The organism is Oceanirhabdus sp. W0125-5 (assembly GCF_027938815.1).
Taxonomy (GTDB): Bacteria; Bacillota; Clostridia; order Clostridiales; family Clostridiaceae; genus Oceanirhabdus.
Window position 1 is genome coordinate 4,214,027 of the sequence record NZ_CP115913.1, and the last position, 14,456, is coordinate 4,228,482.

The 14,456-nt window shown below is 30.6% G+C and carries 11 protein-coding genes and 1 tRNA gene; 6 read left to right on the forward strand and 6 right to left on the reverse strand.

Features of this window, described 5'->3' with window-relative positions:
* Position 1 precedes the first annotated feature (1 nt).
* The 4 genes from coaE to OW730_RS19655 form a co-directional block, all read right to left on the reverse strand.
* Entirely contained in the window at positions 2 to 604 is a 603-nt protein-coding gene (gene coaE / locus OW730_RS19640) for a dephospho-CoA kinase (protein WP_271225742.1), read from the reverse strand.
* A gap of 22 nt (positions 605 to 626) precedes the next feature.
* Positions 627 to 3,239 carry a DNA polymerase I gene (gene polA / locus OW730_RS19645; protein WP_271225743.1) on the reverse strand — a complete coding sequence of 871 codons (2,613 nt, stop codon included), beginning with the start codon at positions 3,237 to 3,239 and terminating at the stop codon, positions 627 to 629.
* Between the two features lie 328 nt (positions 3,240 to 3,567).
* Entirely contained in the window at positions 3,568 to 4,485 is a 918-nt protein-coding gene (gene glsA, locus OW730_RS19650) for a glutaminase A (RefSeq protein ID WP_271225744.1), read from the reverse strand.
* Positions 4,486 to 4,601: 116 nt separating this feature from the next.
* Positions 4,602 to 6,635 (reverse strand): penicillin-binding transpeptidase domain-containing protein, encoded by a 2,034-nt coding sequence (locus OW730_RS19655; protein WP_271225745.1) that lies wholly within the window; start codon positions 6,633 to 6,635, stop codon positions 4,602 to 4,604.
* Positions 6,636 to 6,863: 228 nt separating this feature from the next.
* On the opposite strand from OW730_RS19655, the gene OW730_RS19660 reads away from it, so the two are divergent.
* Both OW730_RS19660 and OW730_RS19665 read left to right on the forward strand, forming a co-directional pair.
* Positions 6,864 to 6,950: transfer RNA gene (locus OW730_RS19660), tRNA-Leu, on the forward strand.
* A 247-nt stretch (positions 6,951 to 7,197) separates the two neighbouring features.
* The gene (locus OW730_RS19665; RefSeq protein WP_271225746.1) at positions 7,198 to 7,686 is read left to right on the forward strand and encodes a spore coat protein; all 489 of its coding nucleotides are present in this window, start codon (positions 7,198 to 7,200) and stop codon (positions 7,684 to 7,686) included.
* 298 nt (positions 7,687 to 7,984) lie between these two features.
* Here OW730_RS19665 and OW730_RS19670 read toward each other — a convergent pair whose 3' ends face one another.
* Entirely contained in the window at positions 7,985 to 8,188 is a 204-nt protein-coding gene (locus OW730_RS19670; protein WP_271225747.1) for a cold-shock protein, read from the reverse strand.
* A 309-nt stretch (positions 8,189 to 8,497) separates the two neighbouring features.
* Between OW730_RS19670 and OW730_RS19675 the strand changes: the two genes are divergently transcribed.
* Together OW730_RS19675 and OW730_RS19680 are read left to right on the forward strand one after the other, a co-directional pair.
* The gene (locus tag OW730_RS19675) at positions 8,498 to 9,871 is read left to right on the forward strand and encodes a TldD/PmbA family protein (RefSeq protein WP_271225748.1); all 1,374 of its coding nucleotides are present in this window, start codon (positions 8,498 to 8,500) and stop codon (positions 9,869 to 9,871) included.
* Complete coding sequence (locus OW730_RS19680) at positions 9,871 to 11,208, forward strand: TldD/PmbA family protein (protein WP_271225749.1); 1,338 nt, start codon at positions 9,871 to 9,873, stop codon at positions 11,206 to 11,208. The genes OW730_RS19675 and OW730_RS19680 overlap by 1 nt, the downstream gene beginning before the upstream one ends.
* A 423-nt stretch (positions 11,209 to 11,631) precedes the next feature.
* Here OW730_RS19680 and OW730_RS19685 read toward each other — a convergent pair whose 3' ends face one another.
* A complete protein-coding gene (locus OW730_RS19685; RefSeq protein ID WP_271225750.1) occupies positions 11,632 to 12,981 on the reverse strand; it encodes an IS1595 family transposase in 1,350 nt (449 codons plus the stop codon).
* Positions 12,982 to 13,356: 375 nt separating this feature from the next.
* Here OW730_RS19685 and coaBC point away from each other — a divergent pair, with 375 nt between their 5' ends.
* Together coaBC and OW730_RS19695 are read left to right on the forward strand one after the other, a co-directional pair.
* A complete protein-coding gene (gene coaBC / locus OW730_RS19690) occupies positions 13,357 to 13,902 on the forward strand; it encodes a bifunctional phosphopantothenoylcysteine decarboxylase/phosphopantothenate--cysteine ligase CoaBC (RefSeq protein WP_271225751.1) in 546 nt (181 codons plus the stop codon).
* A gap of 52 nt (positions 13,903 to 13,954) precedes the next feature.
* Positions 13,955 to 14,443 (forward strand): GNAT family N-acetyltransferase, encoded by a 489-nt coding sequence (locus tag OW730_RS19695; protein ID WP_271225752.1) that lies wholly within the window; start codon positions 13,955 to 13,957, stop codon positions 14,441 to 14,443.
* Positions 14,444 to 14,456: the final 13 nt, after the last annotated feature.

Below are 14,456 nucleotides of genomic sequence, written 5' to 3' on the forward strand. Positions count from 1 at the left end.
CTTATTTCCCCATTTCTTTAATAACTCTCAATACTTTTTTTACCTGCTTCAGTGTATCTTCTACTTCTCCTCTATTATCAATTGTAAAATCACTTAACTCTTTCTTCTTATCAAGAGACATTTGAGAATCAATTCTAGAAATAACCTCTCCACGAGAACTCTTATCTCGCTCCATGACTCTTTCTATTTGAGTTTCTCTATCTACCCATACAGTTATGTTATAATCCATTTCTTCATTAAGTTTATTTTCCATCAATGTTGGAGCATCCAAAACAATAATTTTTTCCTTTTCTTTCTCCAATAAATCAATTCGTTCTCTAATTTCTTTTATTATATAGGGAATAATTATATTTTCAAAAGACTTCTTCTTTTCAGCATCCTTAAAAATTATATTCCCAAGCATTTTTCTGTTAAGAGTCTCCTCATTAAGAAATACCTCAGCTCCAAATTCACTTCTGATTCTCTTATTTATCTCAGGGTAAATATTTAGAACCTCTCTTGAAATTTTATCCGCATCTACAACTTTTATTCCATTTTCTTTTAGGAAATTGGAAATGGTACTCTTACCACTTCCAATCCCTCCAGTCAGTCCAATTTTAATCATTTTAGAACTCACCTCATAATTCTTATTTTGCTTCGTACCATGATGCCCCTCTATTAATATCTATAACCATAGGAACTTTGAACTCTATATCTTTTTCCACATGTGCTCTCATCTCATTTTGAAGAATGTTAATAATTACTTCTTCTTCACCTTTAACAACATTAAGCAACAATTCATCATGAACTTGTAAAATAACTTTAGACTTTAAGTTATTCTCTTTAAGTTTTCTCCAAACATTAACCATAGCCATTTTAATTATATCAGCTGCACTACCTTGAATAGGTGTATTCATGGCAAGTCTCTCCCCAAATGCAATCATCATTTTCTTTGATGAAGCAAGTTCAGGAATAAATCTTCTTCTGTTTAACATAGTTCTAACTTCGCCATTCTTCTTCGCCTCTTCAATAATTCCATCAAGATAATCTTTAACTTTTGGATATCTATTAAGATATGCATCTATATATGTTTTAGCTTCTTTTCTAGTAATATTTAAATCCTTAGCTAAACTAAAATCACCAATACCGTAAACTATACCGAAATTTACTGCCTTTGCATTACTTCTCATTATTGAAGTTACCTCGTCCATAGGAACGCCAAATACCTCAGAAGCAGTTCTTCTATGAATATCCTCTTCATTCTTGAAAGAATCTATAAGCGTCTCATCTCCAGATATATGTGCAAGCACTCTAAGTTCTATCTGAGAGTAGTCCGCTGATAAAATTATGCTATCTTCCTCTGGAATAAATACTTTTCTTATTTCCCTACCCATTTCATACTTAACAGGTATATTCTGAAGATTAGGTTCAGTACTTGATAATCTTCCAGTAGTAGTTACAGTTTGATTAAATGAAGAATGTATTTTATTGTCTTCATCTATAACATTCTGCAGCCCTTCAACATAAGTTGAATTTAGTTTTGTTATTTGTCTATAGAACAAAATCTTTTCTATAACAGGATGTTTATCTTGAAGCTTCTCAAGAACCTCAGCATTAGTTGAATATCCTGTCTTTGTTTTCTTAATTACAGGCAAGTCTAGTTTTTCAAATAATATCTTTCCTAACTGCTTTGGTGATTTTATATTAAACTCTTCTCCACAAAGATCATATATTTCTTTTTCTGTCGTTGAAATCTCTTTATTGAATTTCTCACCAAGCTCCTTCAACATTTCACTATCTACTCTAAAGCCTTCAAATTCCATATCTGAAATAACCTTTGTTAGTGGAATTTCTATTTCGTAAAGTAATTTATTAATATCTAGTTCTTCTGCTTTATTTTTTAACAAAGTATATATTTCTGAAAGATAATGAATAAGTTCTATCTCCTTATTATCTCCATTAATTCCCTTATGCAAATGACCTTCAATTAAACTCTCAAGAGAATATCCTTTCTTTCCTGGATCAATAAGATATGCAGCTATCTCACAATCAAATGAGAATAAAAAGTCCTCTATACCTAATTTTCTTAGTGCAGTATATAAATGCTTTACCTCATGTCCAACAACATTCAAATCATTTGAGAATATTTTTCTCAACTCTTCAATGGCGTCTTCCCTTGACTCATTAAGAATACCTTTAACATCCACATGATATATAGTCTCTCCATCACTTACATGTAAATCAACTAATTCAAGTTCTGTAAACTTATTATCATTCTCAACTTTATGGAGAATAAATAATGTATCCTCTTTTTGTATTGAAGCTGTTAATTTTTTTAACCCATCAATTGTATCTACATCTTTAGCCTCTACAGTTATCTCTTCACACTCAACTGGTGCATCACCTATCTTACTTATAAGACTTTTGAACTGGAATTTATAAAACATCTCTCTTAATTTTGATATGTCTCTATTCTTCTCAAAGTCCATCTCATCCATGGTAAATCCAATAGGTACTTCTGTATTAATTGTAGCTAATTTTTTACTGAATATTGCCTGTTCAGCATAGTTAGTAAGATTTTCATTTAACTTCTTTGCTTTTACCTTATCAAGATTCTCTAATATATTCTCCACAGTATGATATTCTTGAATAAGCTTAATAGCCGTTTTCTCTCCTACACCAGGAACACCAGGAATATTATCGGATTTATCTCCCATCAATCCCTTTACATCAATAAATTCTGTTGGTGTAACTCCTATATCTTGAATTATTCTCTCTCTATCATAAACCTCAACCTGAGTCATTCCCTTTTTATTAATAACAACTTTAATATTATCACTAGCAAGTTGAAGCGCATCCTTATCACCCGTTACAATATAAACTTCTTTTCCTTCACTTTCAGCTTTTCTAGCAATTGTCCCAATTATATCATCAGCTTCAAATCCATCAATTTCAAATTTTGCTGCTCCAAAATTTTCAAGGAACTCTTTTATGTACGGAATCTGCTCAGCTAACTCTGGTGGCATTTTCTTTCTTCCAGCTTTATATTCTTTGTATTCTATATGTCTAAAAGTCGGAGCTTTTCTATCAAAAGCTGCTGCTATGTACTTAGGTTCAAATTCCTCTTTAATTTTAAATAGCATTGTAGATATTCCATATATTGCATTCGTAGTTAATCCTTCTGAGTTTGTTAAAGGTGGCAAACCATAAAATGCCCTGTACATAAGACTATTACAGTCCAGTATAACTATTCTCTCCATTTCATTTCTCCTTTTATAAAAGTTATATCTATTATATCACAAAACGAATCAAAACACGCTAAAAGCGTGTTAAAAGAAATCTATAATTCATTATGTATAATGGATAATGATTGACATTTTTCTCCGAGAAATTTTAATTTATTATTCCTTACAAAATAAGGTTTTACTCGTTTCACTTAGATGAAATATTGTATTTAAAACACAATATTTTATCCTAGATAAAATGAGTAAAACCCTATTGATCTAAAGAACTAAAATGTAGTTTCTGCGGATGCAGAAACCTCCACCATTCTCCATTCTCAATTATACATTCTCCATTACGGTTTTATTAGAATATGCTCAAGTCCAATTCTCTAGATAATTCTTCAAGAACCTTTATTCCACCTATGCTGTTTCCTTTTTTATCTAAGGCAGGCCCATACACACCTATACCCATTCTTCTAGGTACAGCAGCCATTATACCACCGCCAACACCACTTTTGGCTGGTATTCCTATATGAACAGCAAAGTTTCCAGATCCATCATACATTCCACATGTTACCATTATTGTTTTAATTATTCTAGTTACTTCTCTCGAGAGAACTCTTTGATTATTCCAAGGCAATACTCCATCATTTGCAAGCATAGCTCCAATTCTAGCAATATCCCTACAATTTATCTCGATTGAACATTGTTTGAAATAAATATCAAGAATCTCTTCAACATCACCTTCCATGATATCCATACTCTTCATAAAATATGCCAAAGCTCTATTTCTATCACCTGTAGCTTTCTCTGAAAGATATACCTGCTCATTAATAGCAAGGGAATCATTTCCTGTTATTTTCATTGCAAAACGCAGTATTCTATTAAATTTTTCTTCTTTAGTCTCACCATCAATCATACTCACAACTGCTATTGCTCCAGCATTTATCATTGGATTTAATGGCTTCTTTAATTCATTGCTCTCAAGATTTGTTATGGAGTTAAATGCTGATTCAGTAGGCTCCATTCCAATTTTTGAGAACACATAATCTTTTCCATTATCATGAATAGCTAACATAAGAGTTATAACTTTAGATATACTCTGTATTGTAAACTTTGTATTGTGATCTCCAGCAAAAAACTCTTCTCCATCTAGAGTTGTAACACATATACCAAGTGCTTCTTTATCAGCATTTAAAAGTTCCGGTATATATGATGCCAATTCTCCATCTTTAACCCATTTTCTGTTATCATTGATTGCTTTCTCTAGAATCCTCTTCATATGTCTTTCCCACCTTTAATAAAAAGTTCCTACACTTATTTATCCTATATACTTCTTAATCAACTTTCATTATATACTCTTCATATATTGAAGTAAACCATTTAATAACAATAATTCTAATCAAAAGTATATACCTTTACAACTCTTCCCTTTTCAACTAATGTCCCTTTTTCAGGAATAGTGTGAGATACATATTTTCCACTACCAATTTGTTCGTAATTCAAACCATTCTCCACTAATACTTTTATTCCCTCTTCTGTTGTTTTACTTTCTATATCTGGAAGATTAAGAGTATTCAGTATAACATTCATTATCTCATCATTTGTTATTGACAGATACTTAAATGTCTCAAGAAAAACCTTCTTTGCAATTGGAGTTATTATTGTACCAGCGTAATAATAATCTCCACCTGGCTCATCCACAGATATAAGTATGGATACTTGAGGATTATCAGCAGGTGCAGCTGCTGCCAAAGATGATATATATGCACCATCTTTATATCCACCTTTAACATAATCCGGTTTCTGTGCAGTACCTGTTTTTCCTGCTATATGATACCCCTCTATAAATGCACCTGATTTTGCAATAACATTTTCCAACATATTCGTAACTTGCCTGCAAATAGCAGGATCTAAAACAGGTTCTTCAACAACTTTATCTGCTTTAGGTTTTTCTATAATATCGTCATGCTTAATTTCCTTAACAACATGAGGAGTCTTTAAATAACCTCCATTTACAAGTGCGTTAAATGCTCTCATAAATTGCACCATTGTAAGTGTATTTGTCTGACCAAATGATATAGTAGCTAAATCTACTTCTCTCATGGTATCAAGACTCATAACTATTCCTGAACTTTCCCCTGGCAAATCTACTTCTACCTTTTTACCAAATCCAAATAAATCAATATATTCCATCATCTTTTCTTTTCCAAGTCTCTGTGCAATTTCAACAAAAAAGGTGTTACTAGATTTAATTAATGCATCTTGAAGTGTTTGATTTTTATGTGGAGCTTTATCCCAGTTCCATAGTTTAGCACCATTTACATATACATATCCTTTTGTATCCATCATTTCTGTTTGATTTATAACCCCTTCTTTTAAACCTGCATAAGTTGTAAAAGGCTTAAAAATTGATCCTGGTTCGAATGAATCATTAACTGCTCTATTTTTCCAAAGTTCCATATTTTCATCAAAATTTTGAAAAGGCATAGGATCATTCAGATTATAATCAGGCTTGTTAGCTAGAGCAAGAATCTCTCCTGTATTTGGATCCATAACCATTATGCTAATCTTCTTAGCCTTATTATCAATCAAAGCATCTTGAGCTATCTTCTCTATAATATTCTGAAGTACTGTATCAATTGTCATATAAATATCCTTACCTTTAATCGCTTCTGTCTCAATTGTTTCTTCTGTAGGTAATAGATATCCATTTTTATCAATATTATATAATTTTATTCCATCTACTCCTTTGAGTATATCATCGTAATATAACTCCACTCCATTTAATCCATTTCCTTGTGGATTTACATGCCCTATCATCTGCGCTCCCAATGACTCATATCCATAAAATCTCTTATTATCATCAAAGTACAGCATTCCATAACCATGAAGCTCATTATTTTTCATAAGAGCCTTTATTTTTTCTACCTTATCCTCTTCTACTTTTCCTTTTATTATTGTACCTTGTGTAAGTTCTCCATCATATTCCTTCATAAGTTTCTTATATAATACTTCTTTATCCATCTCAAGTATATCTGCCATTGTATATATTATTTCTTTAATATCTATTTCTTTTGAATCTGCTCTCTTTTTTAAGGTTCTCATATCAACTTCCAATCTATATACTTTATAATTAGAAGCTATCATTTTCCCGTTTCTATCAAAAATTTCCCCTCTATCTGCCATTATCTTTTTCTTACGAACACCGTGATATATCATTTTTGTTGAAATATCATGCTTGTCCAATAACATTATTCTGAAAGTATTAAAAGTTACATATCCTATTAATAGTGCAAAAACTGCATATATTGTGTAATATCTTGTATATACCTTAATTCTCTTCAGTTCTTTTTTCTTTTTTCTAACTTTGTAATTTTCTTTGTAGTTTTCTCTTCCATGCCCTACCTTTTCATGAATTGCAGATTTCAAATAACTCACCTCATCTATAATTAATTATATTTTTATGTATTATAATTTTCATTTTAAAGTTTTGATTATATACTAACTTTTATTTTACATCATTATAGTCAACTATTTCAATTGAAGTTATAATTTTTACCATAATGAAATTTTTTTCCTTCAAAATACTTGATAAAGTTTTTGATGTATGATATCATTAATTTCGTCGGAAAGATACAAGCAATACACCATATACGAGCCGGAGTGGTGGAATTGGCAGACGCGATGGACTCAAAATCCATTGGTAGCAATACCGTGCGGGTTCAAGTCCCGCCTTCGGCACCATGTAAGTTCTAAGTGATTTTACTCACTTAGGACTTTTTTTATGTAAATATATATTATGTATAATAAAAGCCAACAAGATTTCCTTCTCTCTTAACTTTATCAATGTTATCGATTAACTTATACCAATAACCCTAAATGATATCTAACAACCCTTCTTCAATAAATTTATATCATACTAGAGAGAGTTAGAATTTAAATTACATACTCTTATTATATTTTGTTAAAAATATTTTTGAGGTGAACTGTGATGGAAATTAAACTAACTAAAAAAGAAAGACTCTTTTTAGAGGATGCAAAAATTCAAGAAGAAGTTTGTATTCAGAAATACGTGAATTACGCTCAGCAGGTTAAAGATCCTGAATTAAAACAAATTTTTAATCAGCATGCCCAACAAGAGCAGCATCACTTTGATAGTCTTAGTCTACTGCTTCAAGGGAAAAAACCAGATTTAGGAGAAGGTGAACAATCTAATTCACAGAAACAACAAGAACAAAAACAGTCTAATGAAATTTCAGTTAAAAATAACTTTGAAGGAACAATGCGAAATGAAAGTGACAAAGTTATTTGTATTGATTTATTATCTACAGAAAAGCATGTATCCAGCACTTATGATAATGATATCTTTGAATGCACAAATTCCGATGTTAGAGAAGTTTTGCAGCATATTCAAAAAGAAGAGCAAACACATGGGGAAGATATTATTAATTATATGAATTCTCATGGAATGAAAAATTGAAATTAGTTGGTATTGTTATTTAAACAAAAAAACTACTCTCAATATTTTCATGATTGAGAGTAGTTAATTTGATTTTAGGAGTTTTCTTAAATACAGAAGGGTTCCTTATTTAAGGGGATCTATATACTTAACATGGGGGGGTGGAACTCCTCCTGTTCTTTTGTATATTTTGATTATACCCTTAGGTACAAACTTTATACACGTTAATCTTAAGTTTTAATTATAATACCAAAATATTAAAGAAATGTCAGATTTAAAAAAAAATAAAAGTGAGCAAATCACATGCTCACTTTATTTTTTATATTTTCTGTACATTTATTGCTTGTGGTCCTATCTTTTTCCAAACAACATCATACTTAACTTCCTCACCTTCATGAAGATCCTTATTATGACTTTTCTCTTTTACTTGCTGATGATGAACATAAACATCAGTACCATTTGAACCTGATATAAATCCATATCCTCTCTCATTATCAAACCATTTTACTACACCAGTTTCCATAAAGTTGCGCTTTACAGCACTCCCACCTTTCTTTAGTAAGATAATATATAAAAACCTACAGCAGGCTTTTATATATATAAAAATAAAATACTATTTTGTTTAAAATTCATACTCATTTATAGTATTTGTACAAAGCATAAGAAAATTCATATTTGATTAATATTCATTGTTCCACTTTTTTCTTCAAACATTTTAGAACTTTTTATATTTTTCTATAAATTATTAACAATTTTAGCATAAATATTTTTTATTAATAAAACATGGTATAATAACTTTATGTATTTTTTTATTAAAAAGGGAGGGGTAACTATGAAGCATAATTTGCTATCATGTATTGAGAATTATAAATCTCAATGTGATTATTTGGACATAAGACTAGAAGATTCCTCATCAACTAGTATATCCATTACCAATGGTAAATTAAATTCATTAAAAAAATCAAGTGAAATTGGTGGAATTGTAAGAGCACTATATAAAGGTGCCTGGGGAGTTGTTTCCTTTAATAACCTAGAAGAGTTGAATTCTTTTACTGAAGCAGCTATTAAACAAGCTAAATTAACAGGTAAAGATGAGAGCGTTCTTGCTCCTGTTGAAGTAGTTGAAGATTCTGTTCTTTTTGATCTTAAACACGACCCAAGAGAAATATCCTTGGATCAGAAAATAAATTTATTTACAGAATATAATAAACTTGCATTGGATTCACATGAGAATATTTCATCAGTCAACGTTGGTTACAATGAAACATTTTCAAATCTTACATTCACAAATTCAGAAGGAACTTATATATATCAGGAGAAGATGGATTTAGGTGGTGGTATAAGCATCACTGCAATTAAGGATGGTAATTCTCAATCCACTTCAATAGGATTTGGTTCTTCTGATGATTATAATTGTGTACTTGGATTACATGATGAAATAAAAAAACAAAGTCAAATAGCAGTTGAGCTTCTTGATGCTCCTAAAGTTAAATCTGGAACTTATACTGTTATTACTGACTCTCATTTAACTGGGGTATTTGCTCATGAAGCTTTTGGTCACTTAAGTGAAGGTGATAATGTTTACGAAAATAAAGAACTAGCAGATATAATGGAGCTTGGAAAAGACTTTGGAAGACCTATATTAAATATTTATGACTCTGGTCTTGATAAAGGCAAAAGAGGTTATCTAGTATATGATGATGAAGGAGTTAAGACTGAGAAAACATATCTTATAAAAGAAGGTAAGTTGGTAGGAAGACTTCATTCAAGATCTACTGCTGGAAAAATGGGAGAAAAAGCTACAGGTAGTGGGCGTGCTATATCTTATAAACATGCACCTATTCCAAGAATGAGAAATACTGTTATTGAAATAGGTGAATCATCATTTGAAGATATGCTAAAAGATGTGTCTTTAGGTATTCTTGCAATTGGTACTAATGGCGGTCAAACAAATGGAGATAATTTCACCTTCTCTGCTTCATATGGATACATGATTAGAGATGGTAAAATTGGTGAATTAGTTAGAGATATCAACCTTGCAGGAAATGTATTTCAAACACTTAAAAATATTGATATGATTGGTACTGAAGACACTTCTCATGATAGTGGCGGTGGTTGCGGAAAAGGCGAACAATTCCCTCTACCTAATAGTCATGGTGGTCCTAGAATAAGAATTCTGAATGTAGTTGTTGGAGGTGAAGCATAATGAAAGATTTATTAAACAAAGTAATTTCAGCCGGAGCTACAGATGGTGAAATATACTATAAAGATTCTACGAGACGAGTTATAGCCTTTGACAATAACAAACTAAAAGGTGCTTCTCTAAATCAGTCTACAGGTGTAGCCCTAAGAATGATTAAAGATGGTAACCTATCATTTTCAACTTCCACAGATTTAAATAAATTTGATGAGCTTGTTGAAAACTGTAATGAGATGATTCCTTTTTCATCACCTGCTGAATTTGAATTTATAAATAAATCTAGCAATGAAAAAATTTCAATCCCTGAGAATGATATTATGGAATTAACTGATGAGCAACTTATAGAAGATGGTAATAAGATAGTTTCTGAAATAACTAAAGAATTCCCTGATGTTAAAGTAGGAGTTGAGTTTGATATAAATAGTACTTTTGTTGAAATATCTAATACTAAAGGACTATCAAAAAATTATAAAAAAGATTCTATTATAGTAGGCGCTGAAGGTTCATTCATAAAAGATAATAATTTCATCAACTGCCATGAAGAACAATTTTTATTAAACTCAAATTATAATGTAGATGACATTACAAACTCATTATTAGAAAAAATAAAATTATCCAGAAACATCGTTACACTTGAATCTGGTTCTAGACCTGTAATATTTACTCCTAACTTCTTATATTGTTCATTAATTCCATTAATGCTTGGAGTAAATGGTAAATATGTTCAAGAAGGAGCTTCTCCATTAGCTAAAAAAATAGGTACTCAAATATTTGATGAGAGATTCACGATAGTAGATGACGCTACTAGACTTGGTGCATTCAATACTCATCCATTTGACGATGAAGGTACTCCAAGTATGAGAACTGAAATAATAAAGAACGGACACCTTAACAGTTTCCTTCATTCATTAAAAACTGCTAAGAAACTGAATATGGAACCAACTGGTAACGGATATAAGCTGGGGAGTTTCTTCCCAAGACCAGAACTTTCAGCAGAACCCACACCATATGTAACAAATCTTCATGTAGAACCTGGTAAAGTTTCTTTTGAGGACATGGTTTCAGATATAAAAGATGGTGTAATATTAGATTCTGTTATTGGTTTCTTCATGGGTAACCTTTTCAATGGAGAAATTACAGGAAGTATCGAAACAGGTTATCACGTAAAGAATGGTAAAATAGTAGGAAAGATTGCTGGTCAATCAGTAAACTTTAATATTTATGATATCTTTAAGAATAACCTGCTTGAAATAAGTAGCACTACCAAAAACACTCCATTCTTCTTCTTCCATGGCTCTAATCCTGCACCATATGCCATGTTTAAAGATATAAATATTGAATAAAAATAAACTTATATAAAGACTTAAATGAATAAATATTAATAAAAAATACTCGAATGATGCCTGATAAATTGCGTTATTCCGTAAAATTAGGGAGATTTTTATCTTCCTAATTTTTTATGTTTCTAGACCTATATTAATAATTGAATTGGTGACATATCTCTCTTTTTTAAAATAATGTTGAAAAGAGTACATGCCCTACACTCATTCATAATCTGACTATTTCCTAATACAATCATCCCTATTTTTCTAATACTTAATTTATACATAGATATTTATCATATAAGGATTATTCAAACCATTAAAGATTTGTAATTTGTTCTTTTTATTTTCTTTAACAAATTCCATTAATTTAATTATCAAACACCTAATTTATTACACATAATACTCATCAATAGCCCTATATAATTAATCCGCTCTATATATTTAAGCAGCACTAACAAACAAAGGCTTCCTTCTCTTAAACTCCTTAATAATCATACCTGTATATTTACAATGACTCTCAATAAACAAGTTCTCTGCAATCTTATAATCATTACCTTTACAATGATCACCACACATATTATACACATTCTTTTCCTTCATCCATCTATACCAATAAAGATAATTAGTAAGATATTTACTGGATACCCCATTAAAACTAGCTAACCATTTACCTATCTCTCTTTTTATCCTCATTAGATTTTCAATATGATAATCTTCGTTTTCATCTCCACTACAACTTCTACCTATTGCTAACCCCACCTCTGATAAAAAACTATGATAATGCATGTTTCCAACTGTACAAACAGCTTCTACACCATACATTCTTCCACTAAACACCTCATCTAGTAGGCCCTTGTCAACTCGTTTATTGTTACTCGCTTCAACTATAATATTATTTTCTCTATCCACAGCACATATAACAAAATTTCTCTTCACTTCTTCTGGTGCCCCAATAAGAGCATACTTATGCTTAATCCCACACCTTCTCCCCCGATAATATAAACCTCTTTTTCTAACACTATTCTTGTCCCCTTTATTACTTTCAACCACTATCATGTGTCCCATTTCAACTATTCCACCTACACACCCTTTCCCCATATCTTCTCTTAAACCATCCATTATTTTATGCCTCCAATAAAAAGCTGTCGCTATATTTATTCCTACAATCTGAGAAGATATCCTCAGTGATAATCCCTTTACCATACACTTCATGTACTCAATCCAAGTATTCATTCCCTTCTTGCTACAATAAATAGGTGAAAATGTAAAATCTCCAAAAGTTTTTCCGCATTTATCTGACTTGCATTTATATCTTTGCTTTCCATTATACTTACCATATTTCCAACACCTTTTACATCCACAATGAGGACATATTCTTCCCTCCTCAAATCTCTTCGCTCTTATTTTTTCAACTAAGTTATCTTTTTTTTTATTTACTTCATCTATATTAATTTCTTTGATTACTCTCTCAAGAATTTTAATTCTAGCAATTCGCTTTTTATCTCTATTTAATATCTCTTCGCTGCTATATCTTTCTTTATTAATTCTTTCTTTATTAATTCTTTTATTGTCCTTTGTATTATTACATGTGTCCAAAGAATCTATTTGACTATTATACCTACTGATTTCCACCAATTTTGATAGATTAGCTTTTATCTCATCAGATAGCTCTGAAGTCATAACCTCATCAAGAAACTTATCTAAAATATCTTCAGTTTCTTGTTTCCTAATTAGCTTTTTATCTAGATTTTCATTACCTATATTAGATTTGTTACTTACATAATTAGTCATAATTACCTCCACCTTATGGTTAAATAGAATTCAAGAATACACAAACACACTTTCGCATCTATTATTAATTATGACCTTCTTATTTGTTTTTAATCATTTATATCGCAAAATATTATTTAAATTTTATTAAGTCAATCAAACCTCTATCACGTTGTAGACATGCCTGTGGTATATTTTCAACATCTTTTTAAAAAAGAGAGATATCTAACTTTTTTAATCGCTAAATATCACGAGACAGCTTGACTAATAACGTACTTACTTTTTCAACATTTTCTTAAAAAATAGATACATGTTGAAATTCTTATATATAAGGCTATATAATTAATCTTAGATTTATCTATAAAGCAATAATCTACTATAAAAGGAGAGATTCCCATGAAAAATAAAAATATAGTGGTATGTGTTACTGGTGGTATTGCTGCTTATAAAGTAGTTACCTTAGTTAGCATGTTAAAAAAACAAGAAGCTGAAGTGACCGTAATAATGACTGAAAATGCTACAAAATTCGTAGCTCCGTTAACATTTCAATCAATCTCATCGAATTTAGTTTATAATAATATTTTTGATGATAGATATAGTGCTGATATAAAACATATATCTCTTGCTCAAAATGCAGATTTAGTTGTAATTGCTCCTGCTTCTGCAAATATTATTGGTAAAATTGCAAATGGTATTGCTGATGATATGATCTCTACGACAGTGATGGCAACTAAAGCTCCTGTAATAATAGTTCCTGCTATGAATACTGCTATGTATGAAAATCCCATTGTTCAGCAAAACATATCAAAATTAAAAGAATTTAATTATAATTTTATGACTCCTGGAGTTGGTCAAATGGCAATGAGAAGTGAAAAAGGTGGTATCGGTCGCTTACCTGAACCCGATGAAATATTTGATTATATTAGAAATTTCCAATTTTAACATTTGAATATGTAATTGTGAATTTAAGAAAATTATATATGAGGTGATACTAATGGGAGAATACCTTGTAACATCATTAAGTGAAGATTATGCAAAAGAAATTTGCCGTTGGAAATATCCAGGTGATTATTCTGTATACAATTATCCTGATTGGAGTGTAGTCGTAGCTAATAATTTTGGTATATCATTTAAAGAAACAAGAGACTCAGAGTTTGTTGCCATATTGGTAAATAATAAGTTTATTGCTTATGGTAGAATAAGATTAAGTAAAGGAAAATCCTTTATTGGTATTGGATTAACCCCTTCTTACTGCGGGAAAGGTATTGGAGGCAGTATCATGAAGTTATTGATACAAGAATCCAAAAATAGGTTTCCCAATTGTACAATAGCTTTACAGGTAAGAAGTTTTAATAAAAGAGCTATTAAATGTTATAAAAGTGCTGGTTTTAAAATTATAGACAAGTATATAGCTAACGCTTTAAATGGTAAAGATGAATTTATCTATATGGAATACATAGAATCAAACTCAAAAGATAATTAAAGGATGTGACTCA

What these genes read in the sequence shown, in the direction of transcription:
- OW730_RS19675 (WP_271225748.1), top strand. Translation starts at nt 8,498, where the DNA reads ATGAAGCATAATTTGCTATCATGTATTGAGAATTATAAATCTCAATGT.
- OW730_RS19685 (WP_271225750.1), bottom strand. Translation starts at nt 12,981, where the DNA reads ATGACTAATTATGTAAGTAACAAATCTAATATAGGTAATGAAAATCTA.
- OW730_RS19665 (WP_271225746.1), top strand. Translation starts at nt 7,198, where the DNA reads ATGGAAATTAAACTAACTAAAAAAGAAAGACTCTTTTTAGAGGATGCA.
- OW730_RS19670 (WP_271225747.1), bottom strand. Translation starts at nt 8,188, where the DNA reads ATGGAAACTGGTGTAGTAAAATGGTTTGATAATGAGAGAGGATATGGA.
- coaE (WP_271225742.1), bottom strand. Translation starts at nt 604, where the DNA reads ATGATTAAAATTGGACTGACTGGAGGGATTGGAAGTGGTAAGAGTACC.
- OW730_RS19695 (WP_271225752.1), top strand. Translation starts at nt 13,955, where the DNA reads ATGGGAGAATACCTTGTAACATCATTAAGTGAAGATTATGCAAAAGAA.
- glsA (WP_271225744.1), bottom strand. Translation starts at nt 4,485, where the DNA reads ATGAAGAGGATTCTAGAGAAAGCAATCAATGATAACAGAAAATGGGTT.
- polA (WP_271225743.1), bottom strand. Translation starts at nt 3,239, where the DNA reads ATGGAGAGAATAGTTATACTGGACTGTAATAGTCTTATGTACAGGGCA.
- OW730_RS19680 (WP_271225749.1), top strand. Translation starts at nt 9,871, where the DNA reads ATGAAAGATTTATTAAACAAAGTAATTTCAGCCGGAGCTACAGATGGT.
- coaBC (WP_271225751.1), top strand. Translation starts at nt 13,357, where the DNA reads ATGAAAAATAAAAATATAGTGGTATGTGTTACTGGTGGTATTGCTGCT.